The organism is Phenylobacterium parvum (genome assembly GCF_003150835.1).
In the GTDB taxonomy this organism is placed as follows: domain Bacteria; phylum Pseudomonadota; class Alphaproteobacteria; order Caulobacterales; family Caulobacteraceae; genus Phenylobacterium; species Phenylobacterium parvum.
The window spans coordinates 926,329-951,484 of record NZ_CP029479.1 but is presented as its reverse complement, the minus strand read 5'-3'; the positions used below and the strand labels follow the sequence as shown (position 1 = coordinate 951,484).

32 protein-coding genes and 1 tRNA gene are annotated in these 25,156 nt (G+C 72.9%); 7 read left to right on the top strand and 26 right to left on the bottom strand.

Going from position 1 to position 25,156, the window contains the following annotated elements:
* Window positions 1-9: 9 nt before the first annotated feature.
* The 6 genes from HYN04_RS04560 to HYN04_RS04535 all read right to left on the bottom strand — a co-directional run bounded on the left by HYN04_RS04560 (window position 10) and on the right by HYN04_RS04535 (window position 4,312).
* Complete coding sequence (locus HYN04_RS04560; protein WP_110449663.1) at window positions 10-1,050, bottom strand: ribonuclease E/G; 1,041 nt, start codon at window positions 1,048-1,050, stop codon at window positions 10-12.
* Entirely contained in the window at window positions 1,047-1,625 is a 579-nt protein-coding gene (locus HYN04_RS04555; RefSeq protein ID WP_110449662.1) for a Maf family protein, read from the bottom strand. Before HYN04_RS04555 ends, HYN04_RS04560 begins: the two co-directional genes overlap by 4 nt.
* A gap of 7 nt (window positions 1,626-1,632) precedes the next feature.
* Window positions 1,633-1,851, bottom strand: a complete 219-nt coding sequence (gene infA / locus HYN04_RS04550; RefSeq protein WP_110449661.1) for a translation initiation factor IF-1 — start codon at window positions 1,849-1,851, stop codon at window positions 1,633-1,635.
* A gap of 131 nt (window positions 1,852-1,982) precedes the next feature.
* Window positions 1,983-2,462: a UPF0262 family protein gene (locus HYN04_RS04545; RefSeq protein ID WP_110449660.1), complete on the bottom strand. Its 480-nt coding sequence runs from the start codon at window positions 2,460-2,462 to the stop codon at window positions 1,983-1,985.
* A 50-nt stretch (window positions 2,463-2,512) separates the two neighbouring features.
* On the bottom strand, window positions 2,513-3,799 hold the full coding sequence (gene hisD / locus HYN04_RS04540; RefSeq protein ID WP_110449659.1) for a histidinol dehydrogenase: 1,287 nt from the start codon (window positions 3,797-3,799) through the stop codon (window positions 2,513-2,515).
* 75 nt (window positions 3,800-3,874) lie between these two features.
* Complete coding sequence (locus tag HYN04_RS04535; protein ID WP_110449658.1) at window positions 3,875-4,312, bottom strand: DUF2948 family protein; 438 nt, start codon at window positions 4,310-4,312, stop codon at window positions 3,875-3,877.
* Window positions 4,313-4,623: 311 nt separating this feature from the next.
* On the opposite strand from HYN04_RS04535, the gene HYN04_RS04530 reads away from it, so the two are divergent.
* Both HYN04_RS04530 and HYN04_RS04525 read left to right on the top strand, forming a co-directional pair.
* Window positions 4,624-4,698: transfer RNA gene (locus tag HYN04_RS04530), tRNA-Thr, on the top strand.
* 639 nt (window positions 4,699-5,337) lie between these two features.
* Window positions 5,338-5,886 carry a DUF2239 family protein gene (locus HYN04_RS04525; RefSeq protein ID WP_110449657.1) on the top strand — a complete coding sequence of 183 codons (549 nt, stop codon included), beginning with the start codon at window positions 5,338-5,340 and terminating at the stop codon, window positions 5,884-5,886.
* Window positions 5,887-5,996: 110 nt separating this feature from the next.
* Here the strand turns inward: HYN04_RS04525 and HYN04_RS13415 are convergent, their stop codons facing one another.
* The 14 genes from HYN04_RS13415 to HYN04_RS04460 form a co-directional block, all read right to left on the bottom strand.
* The gene (locus HYN04_RS13415; protein WP_162599541.1) at window positions 5,997-6,449 is read right to left on the bottom strand and encodes a hypothetical protein; all 453 of its coding nucleotides are present in this window, start codon (window positions 6,447-6,449) and stop codon (window positions 5,997-5,999) included.
* Window positions 6,446-6,715 (bottom strand): hypothetical protein, encoded by a 270-nt coding sequence (locus tag HYN04_RS13410; protein ID WP_162599540.1) that lies wholly within the window; start codon window positions 6,713-6,715, stop codon window positions 6,446-6,448. Before HYN04_RS13410 ends, HYN04_RS13415 begins: the two co-directional genes overlap by 4 nt.
* Complete coding sequence (locus HYN04_RS04510; RefSeq protein ID WP_110449654.1) at window positions 6,712-7,056, bottom strand: hypothetical protein; 345 nt, start codon at window positions 7,054-7,056, stop codon at window positions 6,712-6,714. Before HYN04_RS04510 ends, HYN04_RS13410 begins: the two co-directional genes overlap by 4 nt.
* Window positions 7,056-8,204 carry a hypothetical protein gene (locus HYN04_RS04505; RefSeq protein WP_110449653.1) on the bottom strand — a complete coding sequence of 383 codons (1,149 nt, stop codon included), beginning with the start codon at window positions 8,202-8,204 and terminating at the stop codon, window positions 7,056-7,058. The genes HYN04_RS04510 and HYN04_RS04505 overlap by 1 nt, the downstream gene beginning before the upstream one ends.
* The gene (locus HYN04_RS04500) at window positions 8,204-8,560 is read right to left on the bottom strand and encodes a hypothetical protein (protein WP_110449652.1); all 357 of its coding nucleotides are present in this window, start codon (window positions 8,558-8,560) and stop codon (window positions 8,204-8,206) included. The genes HYN04_RS04505 and HYN04_RS04500 overlap by 1 nt, the downstream gene beginning before the upstream one ends.
* On the bottom strand, window positions 8,557-10,065 hold the full coding sequence (locus tag HYN04_RS04495; RefSeq protein ID WP_162599539.1) for a hypothetical protein: 1,509 nt from the start codon (window positions 10,063-10,065) through the stop codon (window positions 8,557-8,559). The genes HYN04_RS04500 and HYN04_RS04495 overlap by 4 nt, the downstream gene beginning before the upstream one ends.
* A 110-nt stretch (window positions 10,066-10,175) precedes the next feature.
* Complete coding sequence (locus HYN04_RS04490) at window positions 10,176-10,898, bottom strand: class I SAM-dependent methyltransferase (RefSeq protein ID WP_110449650.1); 723 nt, start codon at window positions 10,896-10,898, stop codon at window positions 10,176-10,178.
* Window positions 10,899-10,942: 44 nt separating this feature from the next.
* Window positions 10,943-11,839 (bottom strand): glycine-rich domain-containing protein, encoded by an 897-nt coding sequence (locus tag HYN04_RS13800; protein ID WP_338418733.1) that lies wholly within the window; start codon window positions 11,837-11,839, stop codon window positions 10,943-10,945.
* Window positions 11,839-12,252: a hypothetical protein gene (locus tag HYN04_RS04485; protein WP_110449649.1), complete on the bottom strand. Its 414-nt coding sequence runs from the start codon at window positions 12,250-12,252 to the stop codon at window positions 11,839-11,841. Before HYN04_RS04485 ends, HYN04_RS13800 begins: the two co-directional genes overlap by 1 nt.
* 25 nt (window positions 12,253-12,277) lie before the next feature.
* Window positions 12,278-12,868, bottom strand: a complete 591-nt coding sequence (locus HYN04_RS04480; RefSeq protein ID WP_110449648.1) for a hypothetical protein — start codon at window positions 12,866-12,868, stop codon at window positions 12,278-12,280.
* Window positions 12,869-13,114, bottom strand: coding sequence for a hypothetical protein (locus HYN04_RS04475; RefSeq protein WP_110449647.1), 246 nt, complete (start codon window positions 13,112-13,114; stop codon window positions 12,869-12,871). It lies immediately after the preceding gene.
* Window positions 13,111-13,680, bottom strand: coding sequence for a phage adaptor protein (locus HYN04_RS04470; RefSeq protein ID WP_110449646.1), 570 nt, complete (start codon window positions 13,678-13,680; stop codon window positions 13,111-13,113). The genes HYN04_RS04475 and HYN04_RS04470 overlap by 4 nt, the downstream gene beginning before the upstream one ends.
* Window positions 13,681-13,782: 102 nt before the next feature.
* Entirely contained in the window at window positions 13,783-14,979 is a 1,197-nt protein-coding gene (locus HYN04_RS04465) for a P22 phage major capsid protein family protein (protein WP_162599538.1), read from the bottom strand.
* Window positions 14,980-15,483: 504 nt separating this feature from the next.
* Entirely contained in the window at window positions 15,484-16,341 is an 858-nt protein-coding gene (locus tag HYN04_RS04460; protein WP_110449644.1) for a hypothetical protein, read from the bottom strand.
* 130 nt (window positions 16,342-16,471) lie between these two features.
* Between HYN04_RS04460 and HYN04_RS04455 the strand changes: the two genes are divergently transcribed.
* Complete coding sequence (locus HYN04_RS04455; RefSeq protein ID WP_110449643.1) at window positions 16,472-16,825, top strand: type II toxin-antitoxin system RelE/ParE family toxin; 354 nt, start codon at window positions 16,472-16,474, stop codon at window positions 16,823-16,825.
* Window positions 16,822-17,112 (top strand): helix-turn-helix domain-containing protein, encoded by a 291-nt coding sequence (locus HYN04_RS04450; protein WP_110449642.1) that lies wholly within the window; start codon window positions 16,822-16,824, stop codon window positions 17,110-17,112. The genes HYN04_RS04455 and HYN04_RS04450 overlap by 4 nt, the downstream gene beginning before the upstream one ends.
* Before the next feature lie 5 nt (window positions 17,113-17,117).
* Here the strand turns inward: HYN04_RS04450 and HYN04_RS04445 are convergent, their stop codons facing one another.
* From HYN04_RS04445 to HYN04_RS04435, 3 genes are read right to left on the bottom strand one after another with little or no spacing between them, the layout of a single operon-like run.
* The gene (locus tag HYN04_RS04445) at window positions 17,118-18,824 is read right to left on the bottom strand and encodes a portal protein (protein WP_110449641.1); all 1,707 of its coding nucleotides are present in this window, start codon (window positions 18,822-18,824) and stop codon (window positions 17,118-17,120) included.
* 10 nt (window positions 18,825-18,834) lie between these two features.
* Window positions 18,835-20,154: a hypothetical protein gene (locus tag HYN04_RS04440; RefSeq protein ID WP_110449640.1), complete on the bottom strand. Its 1,320-nt coding sequence runs from the start codon at window positions 20,152-20,154 to the stop codon at window positions 18,835-18,837.
* The gene (locus HYN04_RS04435) at window positions 20,154-20,741 is read right to left on the bottom strand and encodes a terminase small subunit-like protein (RefSeq protein ID WP_162599537.1); all 588 of its coding nucleotides are present in this window, start codon (window positions 20,739-20,741) and stop codon (window positions 20,154-20,156) included. Before HYN04_RS04435 ends, HYN04_RS04440 begins: the two co-directional genes overlap by 1 nt.
* A 198-nt stretch (window positions 20,742-20,939) precedes the next feature.
* Between HYN04_RS04435 and HYN04_RS04430 the strand changes: the two genes are divergently transcribed.
* Window positions 20,940-22,637, top strand: a complete 1,698-nt coding sequence (locus HYN04_RS04430) for a carboxylesterase/lipase family protein (protein WP_110449638.1) — start codon at window positions 20,940-20,942, stop codon at window positions 22,635-22,637.
* 222 nt (window positions 22,638-22,859) lie between these two features.
* On the opposite strand, the gene HYN04_RS04425 is transcribed toward HYN04_RS04430, so the two are convergent.
* Genes HYN04_RS04425 through HYN04_RS04415 form a run of 3 tightly spaced genes read right to left on the bottom strand, consistent with a single transcriptional unit; the run spans window position 22,860 to window position 23,844 of the window.
* Window positions 22,860-23,303, bottom strand: a complete 444-nt coding sequence (locus HYN04_RS04425) for a hypothetical protein (RefSeq protein WP_110449637.1) — start codon at window positions 23,301-23,303, stop codon at window positions 22,860-22,862.
* Complete coding sequence (locus HYN04_RS04420; RefSeq protein ID WP_110449636.1) at window positions 23,300-23,509, bottom strand: hypothetical protein; 210 nt, start codon at window positions 23,507-23,509, stop codon at window positions 23,300-23,302. The genes HYN04_RS04425 and HYN04_RS04420 overlap by 4 nt, the downstream gene beginning before the upstream one ends.
* Window positions 23,506-23,844, bottom strand: coding sequence for a hypothetical protein (locus HYN04_RS04415; RefSeq protein WP_162599536.1), 339 nt, complete (start codon window positions 23,842-23,844; stop codon window positions 23,506-23,508). The genes HYN04_RS04420 and HYN04_RS04415 overlap by 4 nt, the downstream gene beginning before the upstream one ends.
* A gap of 83 nt (window positions 23,845-23,927) precedes the next feature.
* On the opposite strand from HYN04_RS04415, the gene HYN04_RS04410 reads away from it, so the two are divergent.
* Both HYN04_RS04410 and HYN04_RS04405 read left to right on the top strand, forming a co-directional pair.
* Window positions 23,928-24,590 (top strand): S24 family peptidase, encoded by a 663-nt coding sequence (locus tag HYN04_RS04410; protein ID WP_110449634.1) that lies wholly within the window; start codon window positions 23,928-23,930, stop codon window positions 24,588-24,590.
* A 97-nt stretch (window positions 24,591-24,687) separates the two neighbouring features.
* On the top strand, window positions 24,688-25,104 hold the full coding sequence (locus HYN04_RS04405) for a hypothetical protein (protein ID WP_110449633.1): 417 nt from the start codon (window positions 24,688-24,690) through the stop codon (window positions 25,102-25,104).
* The last annotated feature ends 52 nt before the right edge of the window (window positions 25,105-25,156 follow it).

Below are 25,156 nucleotides of genomic sequence, written 5' to 3'. Positions count from 1 at the left end.
GTGGAACCCTCAGGGGAGGCTGATCTCAAACCGGTCCCGGGGCCAGTCGGCCTCGACCGTGCATTCGAACCGGGCGCCCATCCGCCCGGCGAGGCGGTCGACGAGGGGCCAGGCCAGGGGAGCGAGCGCCGGGGCGGCCTGGATCCGCACCCTGCGGCCGGTCTCCACCTCGGCGGCGGTCTCGGCCTCCCGCACCAGCCTCTGGGCGAGGGTCCGGTCGGTGGGGTCGCCGCCCGACGCCAGCAGGACCTCGCCAAGGGCCCGGGTCCGGCGGGGTACAGTGAACTCCAGGGTCCCGAACCGGCTGACCGGCCCGAAGGCCACGCCGGGATTGTCTGCGGCGAAGGCGGCGCGGGCGGCGTTCAGCAGGGCCGTCCCGTCATGCCCCCGCCCCGCAAGGTCGATCACCACCAGCCCGCCCAGGCCCTTGAGGCGCAGGAGCCGCGCGGTCTCGGAGAGGGCGGTCAGGTTCAGCTGGCGGAGGACCGACTTGGGATCGGGTCCCTTTCGCGGCCCCAGGTCGACATCCACCGCCACCAGGGCGCGGGTCGGCTCGATGGCCAGGACGCCGCCGCCGGGCAGGACGTGCAGGGGCGAAAGGGCCGCGGCCTCGGCTGCATCCGCCTTCTGGCGGGCCTCCGGGCCGGTCACCACCTCTCCGCCACGCACCAGGGCGGCCAGCCGGTCCGCCAGGGTTGGCGCCGGCGACAGAAGCCGCACCGGCGCCTCCGCCGGCCCGACGCCGCGCACGGCAGCCAGCTTGCCCGGACGTGGCGCGGCGCGCACCTCGACCTCCAGCATCTGGCCCTCCACGGGCCGCCGGTCGGGCGGATAGTCCATCAGGCCCTCAAGGCCCTCGCCCAGGTCGACAAAGGCTGAGGCGAAGGCCGGCTCGACCTTGCGGACCCGGGCGGCGATCCGCGCGCCGGGCTCCTGCCTCGGGTCGTCATCATCGCGGACGATGATCAGGTGCTCGGGCCGCCCGTCCAGGGTGACGACGCCGCGCGCCTCTCCGGGGGCGATGTCCAGGTAGGCGCGGCGCTGGCTCACGGCCTACGCCACCCGAGGCCCCTCAGCAGGGTCTCCGTCTCATGCAGCGGCAGGCCGACCACGGCGGGCCAGGAGCCGCTGAGCGACAGGATGAAGGCCCCCGCCCGTCCCTGGATCCCATAGCCGCCGGCCTTGCCCACGCCTTCGCCGCTGTCGGCATAGGCGCGGATGTCCGCCTCGGACAGGCGGCGCATCTTCAGGCGGGTCTCCACCAGGCGGTCGCCCCGCCGGCCGCCGGGCCCGCGGACGCTGACCCCGGTCACGACCCGGTGCGCCCGGCCGGACAGGAGCTTCAGGCACTGGACCACCTCGTCGGCGTCCGCCGCCTTGGGCAGGATCCGGCGTCCCACCGACACCACGGTGTCGGCGGCCAGGACATAGTCATCGGGATGGAGGGCGGAGACAGCCTCGGCCTTGGCGGCCGAAAGGCGCGCGGCCAGCCGTCGGGGAGTTTCATCCCTCAGCGGGGTCTCGTCGATGTCGGCGGGGGCGATGAGGTCCGGCGAAAGGCCGATGGAGGCCAGGAGGTCGCGCCTTCGCGGGCTCTCCGACGCCAGGACCAGCCGGGGCGGCATGGCCGCTCTAGCGGACCCGGAAGGTGATGCGCCCCTTGGTGAGGTCGTAGGGGGTCATGGCCACGAGCACCTTGTCGCCGGCCGACACCCGGATGCGGTTCTTGCGCATCTTTCCAGCGGTGTGGGCGATGATCTCGTGATCGTTCTCGAGCTTCACGCGGAAGGTGGCGTTGGGCAGCACCTCGCTGACGGTGCCCGGAAACTCGAGGGGTTCTTCCTTGGCCATGCAGGCTCCAGACTTGGGGTCGACGAAAACGGCGCCGGACCCGCGGAATCGCGGGCGGCCGGGCCGGAAGGCAGGGGTCTATACCTTAACTCGCCCGCCAAGGTCGACTGCCGAGGCGCAGGCGGGGCCTCTCAGCCCTTCCAGTGCAGGGCGGTGATCAGGGTGAAGAGGCGGCGCGCCGTGTCCATGTCGGTCTCGACCTTGCCCGCCAGCCGCCGCTGGAGCAGCTCGCTGGCTTCGTTGTGCAGGCCCCTCCGGCCCATGTCGAGGGCCTCGATCTGCGATGGCGTGGCCTGGCGGATGGCCTGGTAATAACTCTCGCAGATCATGAAGTAGTCGCGGATCAGGCCGCGGAAGGGCGACAGAGAAAGGATGTGCCGGCGCTGGTAGTCCGGCCCGGTCACGTCCAGGACGAGGCGGTTCTCGATCAGGCCCATGTTCAGGTCGTAGGGACCGCCCGCCGCGCCCTCGGGAGCGAAATAGTTCTGCTCCAGCAGGTCGAAGATGGCGATCTTCCGCTCCTGCTCCTGGTCGCGCGAGACCGCCGCGAGGGACTCCGGGTCCAGCTCGACGGTCTGCAGGCGCTGGAGGGTGCGGTCAGGCTCGGCCATGTCCGGTTCGCAAGCTGCCCGCCGATCCTAGACCGAGGCGACCATCGCCGTCACCCGTCCCGGCCCAGCCGCAGGGCGGCAGAGCGGGCGTGTGCGGGAAGGCCCTCGGCCTCGGCCAGGGCGACGGTGGGCGGACCCAGGACGGCGAAGCCCGCCTCGCCGGCCTTCACCAGCGAGGTGCGCTTCAGGAAATCATAGAGCGACAGGCCCGAGGAGAACCGCGCCGCCCGGCTGGTGGGCAGGACATGGTTCGAGCCCGCCACATAGTCGCCCAGGGCCTCGGGCGTGTGCCGCCCCAGGAAGATGGCCCCGGCGTGCCGGATCTTCGCCGACAGGGCGTCCGGATCGGCCACGGCCAGCTCCACGTGCTCGGGCGCCAGTCGGTCGACCAGGGCGGGGGCCGCGTCCATCGGCGCCAGGATCACCGCCCCGTGGTCGGCCCAGGACCGTCCGGCGGTCTCGCCCGTGGCCAGGGTCTTCAGCTGGGCCTCCACCTCGGCGACCACCCGGTCAGCAAAGGCGACGTCATCCGTGATCAGGATGGACTGGGACGCCGGGTCATGCTCGGCCTGCGAGAGCAGGTCCGCGGCGATCCAGGCGGGGTCATTGTCCGCGTCGGCCACCACGACGATCTCCGAAGGGCCGGCCAGGGCGTCGATGCCCACCTGGCCATAGACCCGCCGCTTGGCCGCCGTCACCCAGGCGTTGCCAGGCCCGACGATCTTGTCCACGGGCCGGATGGGGCCGGCTCCATACGCCAGGGCGGCTACGGCCTGGGCCCCGCCCACCCGCCAGATCTCGCTCACCCCCGCCGCCTGGGCCGCCGCAAGCACCGCAGGCTGCAGCCGACCGGGCGGAGTGACCATGGCGACCCGGCCCACCCCGGCGGCGCGGGCCGGCACGGCGTTCATCAACACGGTCGAGGGATAGGCCGCCCGACCGCCGGGCACATAGATCCCGACGGAATCCAACGGCGTCCAGCGCCAGCCCAGCTCAACGCCGGCCTCGTCGGTGAACCGGGCGTCGGCGGGCCTCTGGCGGGTGTGGTAGGCCTCGATGCGGCGGGCGGCGAAGGCGATGGCCTCCCGCACCTCCGGGGCGCAGGCTTCGGCGCCCTCGGCGATCTCGTCGGCGCCGACCTTCAGGCCCGCCGCGTCCAGCTCCACCCCGTCGAAACGTCGGGTGTAGTCCAGCACCGCCTCCAGGCCACGGGCCCGCACCGCCTCCAGCACCTCGCGCACGGCGGCGTCCACCGTCTCGGGCGTGTCCCGGCGGGCGTCGGCGAAGGCGCCGAAGCGGGCGTCGAAGTCGGGGTCCTGGAAGTTGAAGCGGCGCATGGGGCCTATCTAGACCCGGCGCGGCGGCGAGGCCATGGGGCCGGCGCCACACTCGCTGCAAATCCGGTCGTCGGCTCAGTCCTCGTGCCGGGGTTCCGACTTCGCCGCCCAGGGATCGGAGATGTCGGCCAGCACCAGGTCGATGCACTCCACCTCGGCGGCCAGGTCGGCGTCGCCGGCGAACCGGAAGACCAGACGCCCGCCCGGCGCCTCGCCCGGTTCGAAGGCCAGGGTCAGCATCTCGACCACCGCCTCGGAGGCGCCCCGCCGCAGGCGCCGGGCCTGCACCCCCAGCACCGAGCCCACCTGGATCGCCGCGCGCACCCGTTCGGGCTCCTCGGCGCCCCAGCGATAGCGGTTCACCTGCAGGGTCAGGCGCCGGGCCTTCGCCTCCCAGGTGATGTCGCCGATCTTCAGCACGGCGTCCTGCAGGGCGGCGGCCACCACCTCCAGGTCCTCGGCGTCCTGCGCCAGGAGTTTCAGGGCCTTCGCCTTCGGGGGCTGCTTCGCCACGTCAATCCGTCTCCGCCGCACCCTCCGGTTCTAGACGGGCGGGCGGGAGTCGCAAGGGGGATCGGCGGCCGCGTCCGGATCGGCGGGCGGCGGCGGGGCCGGCGCCTTGCGACGGCGCAGGTTGACCCGAAGGGCCTGGGCCCGCCGGGCCTCACGCCGTTCGGCCTCCGTCGGTTCAGGGGATGGGGGCGTCTTCACCCGCCCCGGATGCCGTCCCCGCCCCCGCCGGTCAAGCCGGCCCTCCCGGCCGGCCCTCGTTTTTCCCCTTCCCGTCCGGCGCGGCTTTGGCTATAGCCCGCGCCTCGCCTTTCGCCGCCGTAGCTCAGTGGTAGAGCGCATCCTTGGTAAGGCTGAGGTCGGCAGTTCAATCCTGCCCGGCGGCACCATTCATTCCCTTCGCAGTTCCTCCCCTTCCCCTCCGGGGCCCTCCCCTGTCGCAGGGGCGGAGCAATATCTCGACGGCCCCCCAGCAGACCCCCTCCGGCCCGCTGCGCGGCCCACCTCCCCCTGATGGGGAGGAATTACACAGCCATTGCTCCCCCAAGGGAGAGCTCCGACCGAAGGTCGGTGAAGGGGTCATCGGCCCCTCAGTAGACCCCCTCCGACCCGCTGCGCGGCCCACCTCCCCCTGATGGGGAGGAATTACACAGCCAATTGCTCCCCCAAGGGGGAGCTCCGACCGAAGGTCGGTGAGGGGGTCATCGGCCCCCCAGCAGACCCCCTCCGGCCCGCTGCGCGGCCCACCTCCCCCTGATGGGGAGGAATTACAGAGCCATTGCTCCCCCAAGGGGGAGCTCCGACCGAAGGTCGGTGAGGGGGTCATCGGCCCCTCAGCAGACCCCCTCCGACCCGCTGCGCGGCCCACCTCCCCCTGATGGGGAGGAATTTCAGAGCCATTGCTCCCCCAAGGGGGAGCTGTCGGCGGAGCCGACTGAGGGGGTCAATCCCCCTCGCCGCTGACCCCCTCCGACCTTTTTTATCCGGGTATTATTGACTCTCCGTCCGGCGCGGCCTATCCCCGGGCCATGACTGAAGACACCTTCACCGCCTTCCACCACGGCCGCCGCATCGCCTCGGGCGCGCCGGAAGCCGTCCTCGCCGCCGCCTGGGCCGCCCTCACCCGCGACTCGGTCGAGCCCCGGGTCTTCAGCGACAGGACCGGCGCCGCCCAGCCCCTCGCGCCGCCTTCCGGCGCGACTCCGGCCAAGGCCGGCCGCGGCCGGCCCCGCCTGGGCGTCTCGGCCCGCGAGGTCACCCTCCTGCCCCGCCACTGGGACTGGCTGTCCGCCCAGCCCGGCGGCGCCTCCGCCGCCCTTCGACGCCTGGTCGAGGCCGCCGCCCGCGCGCCGGAGAGCCCCGAAGCCGCCCGCCGCCGCGCCGCCGACGCCGCCTGCGCCGTCCTCTCGGCCCTGGCCGGAGACGCCCCCGGCGCCGAAGCCGCCGTCCGCGCCCTCTACGCCGGCGACCCCGCGACCTTCTCGCGCGAGACCGCCGCCTGGCCCGACGACGTCCGCGACTACCTCGCCCACCTCGCCGCCCCGGCCTTCAGCGCCGCCGCCGCCCCATCCGCCTGAGGGTCTCCGCCTCCAGGGCGTGCTCGGCCTTCAGGGTCTCGAGGGCCAGTCTCCGGGCGGCGTCGCAGGCGGCGATCTGGGCGCCGCGGCGGACATAGCCCTCGTCAAGGTCAGCCCGGGTCGCGTCCGGCGGCAGGACGTAGGCCTCGCAGGGCGCCTCCGCCGCCGGCGGGGGCGTCAGCTGCGGCAGGGCGACAGGCGGGGCCGCCGGGCGGCTCGCACAGCCCCCGGTCAGCCCGGCGAAGCTCAAGAAGGCGGTCAGGATCCAGCGGCGCATCGGCGTCCTCCAGTCGGTTGAGGGCGTCGATCCGCGCCCGGGTCTCGGTTTCCAGCCGCGCGGAGGCGCGGGCGGCGGCCTCGGCCCGGGCCAGCTGGCCCCGCGCCCCCTCCGCCTCCAGGGCCGAGCGGGCCGCCTCGGCGCGCAGGGCGGCGGCCTCGGCGATCAGGGGCGCGGCCCCCGCCCGTCGCCCCGCCTCCCAGAGCCGCCCCGCCGCGAGGGCCAGCACCATGGCCGCCGCCAGGCCGAGCGCCAGCCTCAGCCCGTTCAGGCTCGCGAGGATCACGATCCGCCCTCCCCGGATTTCGGCAGCCCCCTGGCCGCCCCGGCGATCCGCGCCCAGTCCGTCACGGTCGCCCCGGCCAGGTAGAGGGTGGCCAGCACCACATTGGCCGCCACCAGGGCCAGGCCCAGGGCCGCCAGGTGCCGCGGGTCCTTCACCTTCGCGATCACCGCCGCCAGCAGGCCGGCGTTGGCCAGGCTGGTCAGGTAGGTGAAGACCCGCCGCCAGATCCAGGTCACCTCCACCGGCGGGCGCCCGCCCCCGCTCATCGTCCCGCCTCCCGCGAGACCAGGCCCGCGCCAAAGGCCGCCAGGGCCGCCGCCAGCCAGGGCGCGTGCCGCCCCAGCCAGGTCCAGAAGGCCGCCGCCCCGGCCACCCGGTCGCGCTGGGCCTCCAGGGCGTCGATACGCGCCAGGGCCGACTTCAGCTCGCGCCGCACGGCCTCCACCAGCACGCCGGCCTCCTGCGCCTCCAGCCGGGCCAGCCGCTCGCGCACGTCGTCCACCTTGGCGCCCAGCCCTTCCAGCCGCCGGGTCTGGGCCGCGAGGTTGTCGCTGATCTGCCTCAGGGCGAAGAGCTGGGCCTCGCCCAGGGTTCCCGTCTCCGCCATCACGCCTGTCCCTTCTTCTGGAACAGCCGCGACAGGGGCGACCCGGTCAGGCTGTTCACCAGCTGGGCGATCTCGCCCAGGGTCGCCCCGCTGGTCGTCTCCGTCCCGTTCCTCTGGCCCTGGCTGTCCGTCACGCTGCCCTGGAACAGGCCCAGGGGAAGCCCCGAAAACATCTCGATGCGCCGGGCCAGGGCCTGCTCGGACGCCGACAGCCGCGCCTGCTCGGCGGCCCGCACCTGCGCCCCGATCCGCGCCTGGGTCTCGGCGTCGGCCCGGCGGCTGGCCGCCCCGTCCAGGCCCAGGCGCTGGCGGGCCAGCTCGCCCTCCTGCCCCAGCTGGGCCCGGGCGAGGGCGTCCTGCATCCGCCCCGCCTCGGCGGCCTGGGCCAGCCGCGCCGCCTCCAGCCCGCCCTCATGGGCCAGGCGCGCCCGCTCGATGTCCCGGGCCTGGGTCAGCTGGGCCTGCTCGATCTCCCGCGCCTGGCCCAGCTGGGCCGCTGCCGTCGAGGCCTGCTGGCGCCGGTCCGCATCCCCGGCCGACAGGCTCGCCCCTTGCGCGAACATCTGGTCCAGCAGGCCCGCCAGCCGGCTGTTGCGGCCCCGCGCCAGCTCGCCCTCGGTCAGGGATCGCGTCAGGGCCGCCCCCGACCCGCCAAAGGCGCCCTGCCCCGCCATCTCCAGGTCCTGGGCCGCGCGCCGGCGTCCCGCCTCGGCGTCGTAGTCGCCCATGGCCGCCGCCAGCACCTGGTCGCGGAAGGGGGTCATGTAGGCCGACAGGTTGTCCAGCACGCTGGCCGCCTGCGGAACCTCGCCCCGCCCCTCCAGCCGCGCGCCGGACAGGTCAGGCGCCGTCGCCGCCGGGGCCGGACCGGTCGCCGGGGTCGCCCGACCCCAGTTGGCCCAGTCCGTCCCGCCGCTTCCCCAGCCCGAACCCCAGCCGCCGCCGACCCCCAGCCCGCCCGCCGTCTCCGACGCCCGCCGCTCCAGGTCTGAGAGCGGCGCCACAGAGGCCGCCGGGTCCGCCCGCCCCAGGTCCGTCAGGGCGTCGTTCAGCCCCTTCGCCTGGGCGTCCACCCAGTCCGGCCGGGTCGGCGTCGTCACCGTCCGGCTCGTCTCGGTGGAACTCGTCTTGGTCTTCTTCTTTCCCATCACAGTCTCCGCTCGATCTCGTTTCCCGCCCGCCGGTAGCCAAAGGGCGCCAGCACCCGGGCCCAGCCCTTCCGTCCGTCCAGGGTGATCCGCGTGCAGCCGGCCCCCCGGGCCCAGGCCTCCAGGCCCGGCCTCAGGGCCAGCACCGCCTCAAGCCGCCCCGCCGCCAGCCAGACGTGCAGGCAGGGCCCCTCGGGCTCGTCCGCCAGCTCGGTGGCCAGCACGGCGCCCTCGCCCATCCAGATCCGCGCCCGCCCGGTCCTCAGGGCCCCGGCCAGGTCCGCCGGCCCGGCGTCCGTCGCCAGGGCCTCCAGCACCAGGGCCAGGGCCTCCCGGTCTTCAGCCTCCGCCCTCACCGGCCCCCCGCCGGCGCAAGGTCAAAGACCAGCTTCCCGATCCGCCCCGCCGTGGGTGAGGAAAAGCCGCTCAGCCGCACCCGGAACAGCCGTCCCGACAGCCTCAGGTCCGTCCGCGCCTGTCCCGGCGCCAGGGCGGCCGGCGGTGCGCGCCGCTCGGGCCCCTGGGGCGTGCGCCGGGCCGAGACCTCCAGCACCACCGGCCCCTGCTGCCCGGCCAGGTCCGGCCAGACCCCGCGCACCAGGGCCGTGCGGTCCTCGTCCAGCACCTGGTCGGCGCTCTCCAGGAACCAGGCGAAGGGCGCCCCGTCCGCGCTCGCCCCCCGCTCGCACCAGAACATCGAGCCGTCCGGCGCCGTCGCCACGGGATGCTCGGCGGGCCCGGCGTCGATCATGGCCGTCCGCGGCGTCGCTCCCCGGCTCCAGGCCCCGTCGGCCAGGGACAGCAACAGGCAACGGCTGTTCTCGGCACCGTCGCGCCGGTCAGGATAGTCGAACCGCACCTCGGAAAAGGCCGACAGGGTCGAGGCGAACACCTTGTCCCCCTGCCCCGCCGCCAGGTTCTCGGCCAGGTCTGTGCGCAGGGGGCAGCCCAGTGACTCTGGCGCCCCGCCCAGGGCATAGCGCCAGACCTGCAGGTCCGGCCCCAGCCAGAAGGCCGTCTGCCCGCTCACCGTCGCCGCATTGGGGCCGATCAGGCCGCAGGCCTGCCCCACCCGGTCGAACCGCCAGGGCTGGCCGGGACTGCCGGTGAAGACCCCCAGGAACAGGGCGTGGGTTGTCCAGACCAGCAGGTGCGGCCCCAGGGTCCGCCCGCCCACGATCCGGCCGCCGCCCGGCAGCACGTATTCCCGCGCCGTGGTGTCCGCCGCCGTCGTCCACTGGTCCAGCCGCCGCACGCTTCCGTGGCGGATGCAAAGGGGATTGAACCGGCCCGAGACCTCCTCGGTGCAGCCCAGGGCGAAGACCTGGTCGGTGGCCGAGACCAGCATGGCGCTCATCCGCGCCGGCGCTCCCGCGAGGGGCCGCGCCCGCCCGCCCGGTCCCGGCGACCACTGGTAGAGGGTCCCGTCTCGCGGCGCCGCCAGCAGGGTCTCGCCCCAGGCCGCCAGCGACCAGGTCCGCGGCGCCAGCTCCCCGTCCGAGGGCTCCGACCAGGCCCCGACGCCCCAGGCGCCCGTGCCGTATCCCCGCCCGCCGGAGCCGTCCGCCGCCCCGGGCGCCAGGCCCTGCGGCGTCGCATCGGCCAGCTCCCCGCCGCGCCAGACCTCCAGCCGCGAGGGCCCGCCAAAGGCCAGCATCAGCCCTCCCGACAGGTCGCTCCAGCCCAGAAGCCCCCGGCAGGGCCCGTCCAGCCGCCCGGGGTGCAACCGCTCCCACCCCCCGATCACCTGGGGCCGCCCCCGCCAGAACCGGACATTGGACCCCTCCGCCCAACGCCCCGCCGCCGCAAACGAAGTGTCATCCGCCGCCAGCCCTGGCGGCGGGTCGAGTATGAAACGCATGGTGAAGGCTCCCGCGATTGGGATGACGCCGCCCCACGGGGCGGCGATGAAGTCAGGAAATCAGGTCCGGCCCCGTGGGCCGGCTGGGCCTAGGAACGTCTGTCGGCGACTCAATCGGCGTTCATGAATGCCGTTACAGTGGCACCGGCCAGCATAATCCGGCGCGGCCTAAGCTCGGAAAACTCAGAAATCATCAGATTTCTATAATCCTCGATCGCGCTTCGCTCGACACACAAGAGCTTCGTGCCACCGTTCAGGAGTTTTCCGCTTCTGGGAATGACTGCGACAGGGGCGATATTCGGGATCACTTTAAGCGCTTCGATGATCCCCTCTGTCACGTCCGGATACCAGTCGTGTAGAAAATCATCGATAAGGACGACACCCCCCTTAGCCATGTGCGACGCAGCAAGCATAATGTCGTATCGTACAGCTAGGTTCGTGTGGTTACCATCTACATGGACAAAACGAGCCTTTTCTCCCATTAACCTTGCCCACTCGAAGAATTCGAGGCTCGATGAATCTCTCTTGGCAAGGATAATTCGTTTCAGCTGATCTTCACTGAGAACTTCTCTCGCTGAATTAATCAGAGACTGTTGGACGTCATCGGGAAAGATATCGATCCCGACGACCCTCTCTCCATCCCTAGTGGCTGCAGCAAGGCCGATAAATGTTTTCCCGCGGAAGGTGCCGATCTCAGCGATCGATCCACCAACCGACACTCGGTCCTGATGCTCCAGGATGCTTCGTATCGCCCGTACGGATCGAGGGGTAATGAAGCCTTGGACGCGGTCGATACCGCTTCCCGCCGAGAACCATTCCCTCCAGTCGAGCATCCCGCACCCTCATCGCCTTCGAACGGTTGAGGGACAATGCGCCCTCAACCCACAATCGAGATAAATCCATCGGCGCTAAACACCAACAGCTTGCCACCATCTACTGCCCGCTCGTCGCAACCCTCGGCGGTCAATCTAGGGTCGCGGCTCCAAATGACGACGACACCTGATCCCCCGCGTCCTCCACGACCGACCGGAGAAGCTCCGTCGTAACCGCCTCCTCCCCCACCGCCGCCAAAGTTGGATGGCGCAGAGGTTCCGTCGGTCTGAGCGGAGCCGTTACCCGCATTCGATCCACCAATCCCACCCTGACTTCCACCGAGATTGATGTTCGCCCCACCGCCGCCGCCAGAACCAAAGATCCCCAGATATCCTCGGAATTGAAGGCTCAAGCCCTGGCCTCCTCGGCCGGCTACGCCAGAGACCCCCGACTGACCTTGCTCACTAGCGCCCCCGCCTCCACCGGCGGCTGTCCTGCCTCCCCCGTCTCCACCACGAAACCCCTGCCCGGGCGTAGCTTCGCCGCCAGGCTGGCTTACTCCCCATCCTCCGCCGCCAGAGCCACCATCCCCAGCGAGGTCAGGACCGTTTCCACCGCCCCGACCGCCCCCGCGCGCGACAAGAGTATTGCCGATAGAGCTATCACCGCCACTTTCGCCCCCGCTGTTAGCGGCGGCTGGGAGCCCTCCAGCACCCCCTGCGCCCACGACAATCGGGACTCGGCCTACGGGAAGCAAAACCTCTACCCCGACGAGGACACCGCCACCGCCGCCACCACCACCTCCACCGTAGCTTGCTCCCCCTCCCCCACCCCCGCCCCCCACGACGAGGTAGTCCACGCGCACGCCGCCGCGGCGCCGACGCCCCGGGCCGGCAAGCCCGCGCAGGCCCGGAGGGGCGATGAGCCCGCGGGGCGCGATCAGTCCCGGCGGCCCGCGCATCAGTAGTCGGCCCCTTCCACGCAGAAGACCACGCCCGCCTGGGCCTGGCCGATGGCGCCGTACAGCTTCTCCCCGGCCCCCAGCAGCAGGGGCGCCGAGTCGGAATAGCCGAAGTCCACCGCCGCCTGGGCCGTGGAGGGCGAGACGGTCACGGCGGGCATGAGGCGGCTGGCGAAGAAGCGCTTCACCGTCCCCGTCCCGTCGTGGTCGCGGAACAGCTGGCACTCGGTGGCGGTCAGGCTGGCCCGGGTCACGGCGGTGACCCGCGTCACCCGCGCCCCGTTGGGACCGGCGGCGAAGATCAGGGCCGCCCCGGCCGGGGCGTCGCCGTAGGCGGTGTTGGCTGCGGTGGCCACCCCCGAGGCCGAGCGCGGGACCTGGGGGGTGATGATCGAGTTGGGCGTCACGGGCATGGAAGGTCTCCGTCAGGAAAAGGGCTCAGAGGGCGGCGGCCAGGGACAGGGCCAGGGCGGCCGCCCGGCGGTCGAAGTCGGAAATCGCGGCGGCGCTCAGGGGCGCCCAGCGGGGGGCCTGGCCGTCGCTCACCAGGGGCAGGCCCGCCGCCCCCTCCTGGCCGGGAAGGTTGCCCGACTGGCCGGCCCAGGCCTGGGCGTCCACATAGGCCTTGAGGCTGCGGCCGCCGATCTGGGCGCCCAGCACGTTCACCCCGTCGCAGGTCACCGGCCCGGCGTCGCCGGGACCCAGCACCGCCGCCTGTCCCGCCCCGGTGGTCAGGGTCAGGGTCCCGGCGGTGGCGTTGACCACGTCGTAGCGCTTGCTCACCGAGGGCAGGGTCACCGTGCAGCCCCCCTGGCCGGTGAACTTCAGCATGGCCGCGCGGGCCTGGTCGGGGGCGAAGTTGGCGCTGGTCAGCACCGCGTTGCCCGTCAGGTTCACCGCCGTCCAGCCGGCGATGGCGAAGTCGATCAGGGCGATCACCGTGTTCAGCTTGGGTGCGCCCCAGGTGTTCAGGTTCTCGCCGGCGGCCTGCATTTCCAGGCGCAGGCTCGGCGTGGCGGAAGAGGGCATTCAGATCTCCTGTCCGGTGTCGTGACGGATCCAGCGGACCCCGTCGGAATGGGCCAGGACCCCCAGGTCCCGGACCAGGATCATCCGCCAGGGCCAGGCCGCGGCGGGGGGAAGGTCGGCGCGCAGGCAGGTCGCCGCCGGCATCGGGGCGGCCGGCGCCTCCAGGGCCCTCAGGGCGTCCAGCATGGCCGCCAGCAGGGGGCGCAGGGCCGGCGGGGCGCCAGGCCCCGGATCGGCGGGGATCATGGCCGTCGGTCCAGCAGCGCCATGAGGGCCGGGTCGACCCTCGGCGGCGCCGGCGCGGCGATCCGGGCCTCGCGCATCCGCGCCTCGGTCAGGGCCGCGTCGAAGCGGGCGGCGAAGACCGGCAGCATCTCGCCGTCCCGCAGGAAGGGGGCCGCCTCGGCCAGGGCGCCGAACAGGTAGAGGTCGGGATGCTCGGCCAGCACCGGGTTGGCCGGCGTCGCCTCGCTCAGCCGCGGCCGGGCCCGGTAGGTCAGGACCAGCCGCACCGGCGCCTCCGGCGGCGGCGACAGCACCAGCCGCCCGGCCTCGGCGCGAAAGCCCTGGGCCGCCCCGTCCCCGGCCCGGACCAGCGACAGGGCGTCGCGCAGGTCGGCGGGCGCGGCCAGTTCGGCCTGCCCGGCCCCGGCCTCCAGCTCCACCCGCGCGGTCAGGGCCGAAAAGCCCATCAGCCGGTTCAGCCGCGCCTCGGCCAGGGCGATGAAGTCGCCGGTCCGGCCGGACAGGTCCTCGCGGTCCAGCCAGTCGGCCACGGCGGCCTTCAGTTCGTCAAAGGTCGAAAGCCCCATGCGGGGGTCTCCTTGGTCAGGTGGGGGAAAGGCCGGGAAGCAAGGGGCCGGCGGGCCTCGCCGCCCCCGGAGGTCATCCGGGGACGGGAGGTCCCTTCAGCCTCAGTTGCAGGCCAGGCGGCAGGCCAGCTGCGGGCGCAGGGTCCGGTAGCCGTAGAGGACGTCCAGCCGGCAGGGGAACCTGTCGCTGTTGATGTCGTACTGGCGCACGATCCGCATGGAGATCCCGTCAAAGGTCTGCCGGGCCGAGAAGTCGACGCCCCGGGGCATCACCAGGTCCGCCGTCGCAAAGGCGAAGGCGCTCTTGTGGTAGAGCATCGACAGGCCGTGGGCCGTGTTGGCCGTCCCCGCCACCGTGATCGGCGAGGCCGCGTTGGTGGTCGCCAGGGTCACCGTCTGCTGCGGCCCCGTGGTGATGATCGGCGGCGAGATCTGCACCACGCCCGCCCCGCCCGCAAAGGCCTGGGTCACCACGAACTGCTGCTGCACGCCGGTGCTGGCCTTGGTCTCCGGGTGCACCCGCATGACGCCGGCGATGGTCAGGACATCGCCCTTGGCCAGGGTCCCCGTCCCCGTCGCCACCGTGATGGCGTTCACCGGGTTGGGACCGGGCGGCAGGGCGGCCGGCAGGGTGTTGGTGGTGTAGCCGGCGCCGCCGCCCCGCAGGTGCGAGGGCCAGAGGGTGTTCTCCATGAAGTCGAACCCGGCCGTGCGGCCCATGTAGCCCTCGCGGTACTGCTTGGCGACGGCGTCGGAGTCGTTGAACAGTCCCTTCAGGGCGTCCACCAGGTCCATGTTGTCCTGGGTGTTCAGGTTGGCCGTACGGCCGCCCAGGGGCGCCAGGTTGTCCACCAGGATCTTCCGGCCCTGCAGCACCTTCTGGAAGGTGGCCGCCGAGCCCTGGCTGTTCACCTGGTTGGCCACGTCCTGGTACATGGTCATGGCGTCGGCCTCGATGGAGGCCGCCAGCACGCTCATGGCCGGCTCCAGGACCCGGTCGGAAAAGTCGTCCAGGCTCATCGTCAGGTCGACGCTGGTGAAGTTCAGGTCCACCCCCTTCTGGGTCTGGACCTTCAGGTCCACGCTGGACTCGCTGGTGTCCTGGGTCGCCAGGGCCGGCCCGTTGCGCACGGCGTACTGGTTGGGCAGGCGCACCTTCAGCGTATCGCCGATCTTGGCGCCCTGGCGGGCGAAGCGGTCGTCGTACTCCCGCGAGATGGTGCCGACGAAGTTCAGTTTCTGGTGCAGGCCTTTGTGTTCACCCCGGGTCGCTGGGCCGGGGCCGCCCTTTCGGGCCACTGCGGGTTTCCGCCGCAGAGCAGACTATCTCATCACCCGCCAGGTCCAGTGGACCTGGGGGGTGCGATGCGCTTCGGGCCGCTTGGCCCTACTCCCTTGCGGGATAGTCGTTACACCTTCCCGCCCCCGTCTCCGGGATCGGGCTTGGCTCGGTGTGTCCATGCCGCTCCGGGGCCCGCAGGAGGGGGGCGTCCGGGCTCTGGGGCGCGGTTTAGGAGTTCACCGAATTCACATCGTTCTTCGACGCGGGTCGCCCCGCGAAGGCGCCTTCAGTCGACGCGCAGGGCCTCACGGGTGACCGTGGCGGCCGTCAGCAGGGAATTGGGCATCAGGGGTCCTTTCCGGGCCGGGCCCGGCTTGAGGGTTCAGGGTTCAGGGTTCAGGGCGTTCGGGCGCAGGCCGGGCGGCTGTGCTGGAGGTCTCCAGGTCCGCCCGGCCTCGCCGGGGCGCGGCGCGAAGTCCCTGGGTCAGGGGCCTGCTCGCGACGCGGAAAACTCAGGTCGTTCAGGGCCTTGGACGGCGACGCTCGCGCAGGCCGCCGGCGTTGCGCCGGCGCATCCACTCCGCCGTCTCCATCCGGTCGTCCAGGCCCGGGGCGCCGCCCCCCGGTCGTCCGGGATCGGCGGCGGGCCTCACCGCAGGGCGCGCGGCCCGCCGGTCCGCCTCGGCCAGGCGCCGGGCCAGGGTCTCGCCCAGGTGGGCCCGGTGCAGGATCCGCCACAGGCGCGCATCGTTGATCTGGCGCAGCTCGTCGGCCTCGACACCGAAGCTGCGGGCATAGTCGGCCAGGTCCGCCGCCAGGGCCGGCGACCAGCCCTCGATCTGCTCCGACAGCGCCCGGCCGGTGGCCATCACCGCCTCTGCCTCGGCCGCCTCATTGGCCATCCGGGTCTCGTGCTCGCGCCGGGCCAGATCAAAGGCCGCACGCTCGCGGGTTTCCGACAGGGCCTGCCGGCGCTCGGCCAGGGCCCGCGCCCGCTCCGGGTCCGCCGCCTCCAGGGCCGGCCAGTCCAGCCCCTCCAGCGCCAGGGCCTGCTCGTCCAGCAGGTGCAGCCGCGCCCGCGCCGCCACATGGGCCCCCGCGGCCTCCCGCTCGGCCTCCATCCGCCGCCTCTGCTCGGCCAGCTCCTGGGTCTTCCGGGTATAGTCCGCCTGCCGCAGGAAGGCCGACTTCAGCGCCGGCGGCGTCAGGTAAACCTCCCCATCAACCTCGATCTCCCCCCACCCGGACCGGTCGTCCTCCGCGGCGGGCGCGTCCTCGGGGGCGTCCTCGGACGCATCCTCCGGAGCCTCCTCCGAGACCTCCGTCTCCGCCACGTCCACGCCCTCAACCGGGCCCTCGTCCAGGATCTCGTCCGTCATCCGCAATCCTCCATCATGGAAACATCCTGCCACAACCGCGCGACGAGAACAAAAAAAGAACATCTTAAAGTGTCGAGATCGGGAGAGGCGGGCGAGATGAAAAAGCTATGCGCCATTGACATATACGCCATTGACACATAAATCCGGTCGGCTTCAGACGGTCGTCGAGACTCCGGAGTTCCTCCGCCGCGCCAAGGCCCACCTCTCGGAAGCCGAGCGCTTCGCCCTCGTCGACCGGATCGCAGCCGAACCGGAAACCGGCCTTTCCCTCGGAGGTGGTCTCTGGAAACTCCGGGCGGCCCGCTCGGGCGCCGGCAGGCGCGGCGGCTTCAGGGTCTTCTATGTCTTTGGAGGCGTGCACATGCCGATCTTCCTGATCACCCTGTTCGCCAAGAACGAGCAGGACAACCTGACGCCTTTGGAACTGGCGGCGGCGATCCGGCTGAGCCGCACGCTGATCTCATCCTACGGAACTCCCCAATGACCCAAGCTGACAGCCTGATCCGCGGCCTCGAGGAAGCCCTCGCCTTCCGGCGCGGTGAAACCACCCCTGCGGCCGTCCGCCAGGTCGAGGTTCCCGCAGAGGTCGACGTTGCGGCGATCCGCGCCCGCACCGGCCTGTCCCAGGGCGCCTTCGCCCGCAGCATCGGCGTGCCCCGGGCCACCCTCCTGAACTGGGAGCATGGCCGCCGCCGCCCGACCGGGCCCGCCCGTGTCCTCCTGGCCCTGATCGACCGCCGCCCCGCCCTGGTCACTGAACTGCTGGGCTGACGCCCTCACCCCCCGCCGTTCGCCCGCGCCAGCCTCCGCGCCACCTCGTCCGCCCCCGGCCAGTCCAGGTTCCGGGCCAGCAGGTCGCCGATCAGGGGCGCCGCCGGGGGATAGGCGCGGATCAGCTCGATCATCTGGCTGGCCGCCTCCTCCCGGCGCGAGGCGAAGGAAGGTCCGGCCCGCACCGTCAGGTCATAGCGGCCGGCGCCGAGGTCAAAGACCCGGCCGCCGCCGCCGCCCTCTCCGTTCACCTGCACCAGGGCCGGCGCCCCGTCCGGCCCCAGGATGCGCACCATCCTCTGGGTCGAGTACACCTTGGGGATCAGGTCGATGAGGATGCGCCCGGCGTGGCGGATCGCCCGCGACAGGTTGTCGATGTAGTGGAAGGTCGAGACGTCCCCCTCCCTCTGCCGGGCGAGGATGGCCCGCCCGCTCGTCTCATTGGACCGCGCCCCCAGGCTGGCGTCATGCAGGCCGAGGATCGACTTCAGGTCGTCGGCGGCGTTCAGCGCCTCCTGCAGGGCCCCGGCGGGAACCCCCGCAAACGGCTGGCGGATGGGCGGCTCCGGGCCGTCGTACTCGATGTAGGCGTGGGTCTGGCTGTGGGCGGTCGCCCACTTGGCCTGATCGGTGTCGAAGGCGCCCTTGCGGCCGATGAAGGGGGCGCGGGGCGCCAGGGCCGCCAGCTCCGTGCTCGTCGTGCGCCAGTAGTTGAACATGCGCTGGGCGTCCCGGCCGTCGCGCACCAGGCCGCGGAGGCGCCGCCGGCCATCCACCCGGACCTCCTCGCCATAGACCGGGACCAGGGGGATGAACCTGCCCGGCCAGTCCACCGTCTCCAGAACCGCCGCGCCGGACAGGATCCTCTGCACCACGCGCACGCCCGCCACCTCCCGGGGGGCGCCGACGGGCGCCAGCCCCGCCGCCTCCAGGAAGGGCCGGCGCGCCTCAAAGGCCTCCGCCTCCAGCTCGCGCCCGTCGGCCAGGGTCACGATCCGCCGGGTCACGGCCTCCCGCCGCCAGTATTCCACCACGGTCACCGGGTCCCCGGTCGCGTTCGCAGGCCCCGCCCCCGCCGTTGCCGCATCGCTCCAGTCCACCGGCTCGGCGTCCGGCCAGCGCGCGCGGAAGGCCTCGCGCCGCATCTGCCGGGTCACGAAGGCGGTGTCCCAGTCGGAGGAGTCCGCGGCCTGGGAGTCCGGGTCGCCCCAGACGCTCAAGGGGTCGGCCACCCGCTCGATCGCAAGGTCCAGGTCCTCGCCACCCGCCTCCGCCGGCCGGGCCACGATGCGCAGCACGCCGAAGCCGCAGGTCACGGCGAAGTCCAGGGCGGTGTCGTAGGCCACGTCGGCGTCAGAGGACTGCTCGATGTTGCGGATCAGCCCGTTCAGCACCTCCGCCGTGCCGGGATCGGCGGCGGAGTCCACCGGATGGCAGGTGATGGCCGGCCGGTTCTGCCGCGCCTCGTTCACCACCTGCCGGATGAAGGCCGGCAGCCGGTTCAGGGTCAGGCAGGGCCGGCCCTCCAGCTCCCGCGCCCGGCGGATCGCCTCAGGCCACTGCTCGCCCAGCCGGGCGAAGCGCAGGTCCTCGGCGGCGGCCTCCCGGTCCTCCCGGCCCGCCTCCCGCGCCCGGGCGAACTCGGCCCGCGCCCGGGCCAGGGTCCGCTCGTCCGCGGTCTTCGCCTCGTCGTCTCTCGTCTCGTCATCCATGCGCAGGTCCTCAGGCCATCCAGTCCAGGGGGTGTTCGCGGCGGCGGACAGGGCGCTTCACGGCGCTCCCGCCCCGCCGGTTGAGGGCGTAGAGCCCCAGGGCGTCCGCGGCGTGGCTCGCCCCGTCGTGCACGGGCCCCGACCAGGCGTGCAGGGCGGCGCTCCAGCGCTTGCGATAGGCCCTCAGCCGGTCCAGGCCGACGGCGCAGCGCCGGGCGTCGAAGACGGCCATGGGGATCATCTGCCGCACCGCGTGGATCCGGTCCTCGGGATTGGCCGCCGGGCAGACCTCCACCGGGCTCACCCCCAGTCCCGCCAGGGTCTCCAGCCGCGAGCGTCCGTTCGCCCCCAGCTCACGCACCTTCACGTCGTGCGGCAGGTAGTGGCGGCCATAGACAAAGGGCCGATCCGCCAGGGCCTTGCGGACAATGGCCTGCAGCCCCTCCCCCGAGGCCTCGAAATAGTCGATCACCCGCACCTCGCGGCCGGCCTCCTGCAGGAACCAGATGGCCGTGGCGTCGTCGATGCCCAGGTCCCAGGCGGTGTCCACCTTCAGCGAGGGATCGTGGGGCGCCGCCGTGATCCGCCCGGCCGCCTCGGCCTCCGCCAGGGATGCTCCGTAATAGGCGCCCGGCGAGGGCGCGTCGAAGGCCACCAGGTATTCGGTCGCGAACCGGGCCCGTCCCTCCTCCGCCGATCCGGTCTCCGCCACCAGGTCGGCCTCCTCCTTGGCCAGCTGCTCGGCGGTGAAGACGTCGGTGTGGGTGGCGGGGGACTTCAGGGTGAACCAGTCCGGGTCCCGGCTGCGGCTCTCGAAGGCCCGCACCGCGTGGTTGCGGCCCCTCGGCGTCCAGAGGAACAGGGCCCAGCCGCCGTTCTCCGCCAGGATCGGGCGCAGGTAGGTCCAGGCCTCCGGCTTGGCCAGGGCCCACTCCGAGAACACCACCCCCAGGGGCGAGGCGCCCACCAGCCGGTCGTAGTTGTCCGAGCCCGTCACCTGCCAGACCGCGCCGTTCTTCAGCTCGATCCGCATGTCCCCGCCCCGGGTGGAGGCGCGCAGGGCCCTGGGGAAGGCCTCGTCGATCCGCCGCCGGCCGGTGTGCGGGTTCACCGCCTCCCAGATCGCCTTCCGGGCGTGGGCCGCCTCGGGCAGCATGTGCCAGTAGACGCCGGGGCGGGTGACCATCCGGCTCGCCGTCCAGTGCAGGGCCACCTCGTCCTTGCCCCAGCGGCGATGGGCGGCCACGTCGGCCCGCAGGCCCCCGCCCTGCAGGTAGCGCCAGAGGCCCAGCTGGTAGGGACGCGGGGTCCAGGTCCGGGGGATCCGCATCAGAACTCCGCCGCCTCCACCACCAGGCCGGGCGGCCAGCCCTCCGCGTCGGCGACCACACGCCCCGGGACCTCCGGCGTCTGCCGGGCCAGGCGCACGGCCAGCCACTGGCGGGCGGCGATGCGCATGCGCGAGATCTGCAGGGTCTCCGGGCTGGCGGCGTCGGAGATCGCCGTCACCTCGTCCGCCAGCCGCCGGGACTGGGCGTCCAGGGCGGCGGCCAGCATGGCGGCGAACTCCGGCCGCCTCTGGGTCCACCACTGCACGGTGGCCAGCGAGGGCATGCCCTCCGCCCCGCAGGCCTCGCTCATCGGCGCCCCCGCGGCGATCCGCCCGCAGAAGTCCGCCGCCCGCGTCAGGCTGTAGCGCAGGGGCGTCGCCCCCGCCGCGCAGGCCAGGCCGAACAGGGCCGCGAACTCGGGGTCGCCGTCCAGCCAGGCCCGCAGGTCGCGCTGGAGCACGTTCAGGGGCGAGCGCCTCAGGGTCCGGGGCGCGCCGCCCGCCGCCGTGCGGTCACAGATTTCCAGGCCGAGCGCGCGGGAATAGCCGCCCTGCGCGTCGGCGGCCTTCGCCGTCGTCGGGGTCATGGTCTCTCGGGGTCCGGGATCAGGGTCCAGGGCCACAGGCGCGGCTCCGGATCAGGCCTGCATCCTAGTCCCGGCCCCGCGAGGGACCAAAGAATACCACCGGGAAATTACATCCCCCCCGGATTGCGCCGCCACGAGCCCGGGGCCATAGAGAGGGCGGACCCCGTCGGAAGACCGTCGGGTCCGGGGGGAACGCACATGCAAACGACGATCACGGCCCGGATCCGGGCGGCGGCTTCGGGCCTCATCCTCGCCGGCCTCATGTCCGCCTCGGCCGCCGCCGCCGCGGCGCCTGCGGTGGTGAAGACCGCCGGCGGTCCGGTCCAGGCCACCGCCCGGGGCGAGATGGTCTCCTACTTCGCCATTCCCTTCGCCGCGCCGCCCGTCGGCGACCTTCGCTGGCGCGCGCCCCAGCCGGCGGCGAAGTGGAAGGAACCCATCGCCCGCGGCAAGTCCGCCGCCCCCTGCCTCCAGACCGGCCCCGAGAGCCCCTTCCGGTCCCGGACCGAAAGCGAGGACTGCCTCTACCTCGACGTCCACGCCCCGGCCGCCAAGGGCCGCTACCCGGTCATGGTCTGGATCCACGGCGGCGCCTTCACCACCGGCGACGCCTCCACCTACGCCGACCCGAGCCCCCTGGTCTCGCGCGGGGTGATCGTGGTCACCGTCCAGTACCGGCTCGGAGCCATGGGCTTCCTCGCACATCCGGCCCTGCGCGCCTCCGGCGGCTCGGCGGGGAACTACGGAATCATGGACCAGCAGGCCGCCCTCAAGTGGGTGCGGGCCAACATCTCCCGGTTCGGCGGCGACGCCCGCAACGTGACGATCTTCGGGGAATCGGCGGGCGGCTTCAGCGTCCTCACCCACCTCGCTTCACCCCTGTCCAGGGGCCTCTTCGACAAGGCCATCATCCAGAGCGGGGCTTACGGAGTGGACAGCCAGAAGACCCAGGCCGAAATGGAGGCCGTCAGCGCCGCCGCCCTCAAGGCGGCCGTGTCCGGCCAGGACGCCGGCCCGGCTTGCGCGGCGGATCCGGCCTCGGCCGCCTGCATGCGCAGCCTGCCCGAAGCCCTGGTGCGCGGAAAACTCATGAACGCCTACGGCAAGGGGGTCGGCAACCTGGTGCCGTCGGTCGACGGCCGGGTCCTTCCCGCCACCGTGAAGGCGACCTTCGCCGCCGGCCGGAACAACCGCGTCCCGGTGATGAATGGGTCCAATGAAGACGAGATGCGCCTCTTCTTCGCCATCACTGAGTTGGAGGCCCGAATGCGCAGCCAGCCGCCGAACTTCAACCCGGCTGACCGGTCCTTCCTCCTGACCGCAGAGGGCTTCGCCAAGTCCGCCCGCCAGGTGGAGGCCGCCCAGGGTGTTCCGGCGGGAGCCCTGTCCGAGCGCTACTATCCCCTCAGCCGCTTCGGCGATGACCCGGCCCTGGCGCCCAGCTTCGCCTCGGCCGCCGCCTCCACCGACAGCACCTTCTCCTGCAACGGGATCAACGTCTCCTCGCGGATCGCCGCCCGGAAGTCGCCGACCTGGATGTACGAATTCCGCGACCAGACCGCCGTGCCCATCGTCGGCGCCTTCGGGGGCCGCTATGTCCTCAGCCTGCCCCAGGGGGCGGCCCACGCCTTCGAACTGCCCTATCTATTCGGCATGGCCTCCGCAGGCCAGAACGCCGAGCAGAAGGCCCTGCAGGCGACCATGTCGACCTACTGGACCAACTTCGCCCGGACCGGGAACCCGAACGGCGCCGGCGCCCCCGCGTGGGCCGACTTCGCCCGTGGCAACGTCCAGGCCCTCGACGTGGCCAGCGGCGGCGGCGTGGCGGGCATGACCGCCGACGCCTTCCGCGACCAGCACCACTGCCGCACCGCCTGGTCGGGCCTCACCTTCTAGGTCACCCAATTGCTCCCCCAAGGGGAGCTCCGGGCGGAGCCGACTGACGGGGTCATTCCCCGTCGCCGCTGACCCCCTCCGGCCCGCTGCGCGGTCCACCTCCCCCTGATGGGGAGGAATTAGGGAGCCATTGCTCCCCCAAGGGGGAAATTAGGGAGCCATTGCTCCCCCAAGGGGGAGCTGTCAGCGAAGCTGACTGAGGGGGTCAAACCCCCTCGCCGCCTAGTCCCGCAGCAGCAGGTCCAGGGCGATGGCCAGCACCGCCTCCAGCCGCCCCGCCTCCCGGTCGCCCCCCGCCGCCTCCCGGGGGGTCAGTTCCTGGCCGCAGATCCGGTCGCAGGCGGCCACCAGGGCGGGGTGATGCTTCAGCCGCCGCCGCAGTCCCGCCAGGTGATGGCGCGCCCTCAAACGGGCCTCCGCCGCGGTCAGGCCCCGGCCGGGGTCCGGCGCGGAGATTCCCCGCCCCAGACCCAGAGCCGCTTCGGCCGACAGGGACGACGGCAGGCTCCCCTCGGCCCGCGACCTGCGCCAGACCGCGCCGTAGGCCTCCCCCGCCGCCCTCTGGCTGCGGCTGATCCGGCCCCGCCTCTGCAGGGACTCCAGGCCGGACAGCCTGCGCACCGGCGGGCGCTCCGCCGCGCGGCCCTTCGCCTGCGACGCCGTCATGCCGGCCTCCGCGGGCTGGCGGCCGCGTCGGCCAGGCGGTAGGCGGCCTCGCTGGCGGCGTCGGCGCCTTCCATCAGGGTCAGGCCGGCCAGGGCGTGGGCCATCAGCTGGCGCAGGAACAGGCCTCGCCCCGCAGGCGCCCGCAGCCTCAGGGCCTCGGCCACCACCTCCGCGGCCGACGGCGGCGCAGAAATCTCCGCGCTCATGGGCGTCGCCCCGTCGTCGCTGGCGGCAGGAGGGGCAGGCACACGGCCACCCCGTCCCGGCCGATGCGTCGCTCCGAGAGGGACCAGAATCCCCCCTGGGCCATCACCGCCCGGACATGCCGGTCGTGGTGCGCGAACTTGGGCAGCTGGCGGTCACCCTCGCCCCGGGCGGCGCGGGCCCGGAAGACGCGCTCCAGCCGCCGGGCCTGGCCGGGACGAAGCTCCAGCTCGGTGCGCACCCGCTCGGGGTGCGTCCCGCTCTGACGTAGGGCGGCGTAATCGTGGATATCGCCGGGCCGGGGGGATCGGGTCGAAACATCAGGTCTGTAGGTCATGCCACGGACCGTATGGAACATACAGTGAACGCGCAAACAAATTTTGTAGTTTACATACATCTCGGGATCGCTAGGGTCCGGCCATGGACGATCGCGCCGCCCGCCTGCGCCAGGCCCGCCTCGCCGCGGGCTTCGAGACCGCCGCCGCGGCGGCCGAGGCGCATGGCTGGAACCGCAACACCTACGCCTCCAACGAGAACGGCAACGCACCCTATTCCTGGCGCCGGGCCCGGGACTACGCCTCGGCCTTCGGCGTCCGCCCCGACTGGCTCTACGACGCCCAGGGCGCGGCCGTGGGAGCGGGAGCGGCTTCAGACACAGGCCAGCCCCGGCCAGCCCCGGTCATCGGCCGGGTCGGCGCCGATCCCGGCGGCGAGGTCCTGCTCGCCGGCGGCCAGGCCCCGCCGGAGTTCGCCCCCCTTCCCCCGGGCGGAACGGAGCGCGCCGTGGCCCTGCGCGTGACTGGACACTCCATGCGCGGTCTCGCCGACGATGGCGCCCTCATCTACTTCGAAGACCAGCGCACCCCGCCCAGCCCCGACATGCTGGGCCAGGTCGTGGTGGTCGAGCTCGATACGGGCGAGGTCCTGGTCAAACGGCTTCTTCGCGGCGGCGCCCCCGGGCGCTTCGACCTGGAAAGCGTCGCCGGTCCCACCCGCCGGGACGCCCGCCTGCGCTGGGCCGCCCACATCACCGCCATCGTCCCGCCCTGGCAGGCCCGACGGATCCTGATCCAGGGCGACTGACCCCCGAAGCGCGCGCGCCGATGCGCCGCCCCGATGCGCCGCCCGAAATTCCCCTCTGAAATTTGGCGAGTGACTGTATTTTTACTACATTGTCGCCATGACTCTTCCCGAGGACCCGCCCGGCGAGCTGGGCGAATGCCTGCGCATCGAGCGCCGGATCGACGCCGCCTTCACCCAGGCCTGGGACGAGCGCATGGACCGCCGCCAGGGTGTCTGCCTGTCCGGCTTCGACCCCCGCCCCCCGGCCCGCCGCAGCGAGGCTCGCCTGAGGGCGGACGCCCGCCGTCGCCTCGCCAACCGCAGGGCCTGGCGGCGCAGCCCCGCCGGCCGGCTCCAGCGCCTTTCAGAAGAGGCCGCAGCCCTCGCCGTCCCCCTGCCGGCGGCCAGTCGACGCCTCCAGGGGCCGCGCGCCCGCGAGGCCGCGGCCGAGCTCGCCCAGGCCGCCCGCCGCCTGTCCCGGATCGCCGCCGCCGCCCGTCGCGCCCTCGAGGGTCTCGATCCCCCGCCGGAATGACTTGGCAGGGGCCGCCGAAAGGCGGAACCTGACCGCATTGCACTCCAGGTCA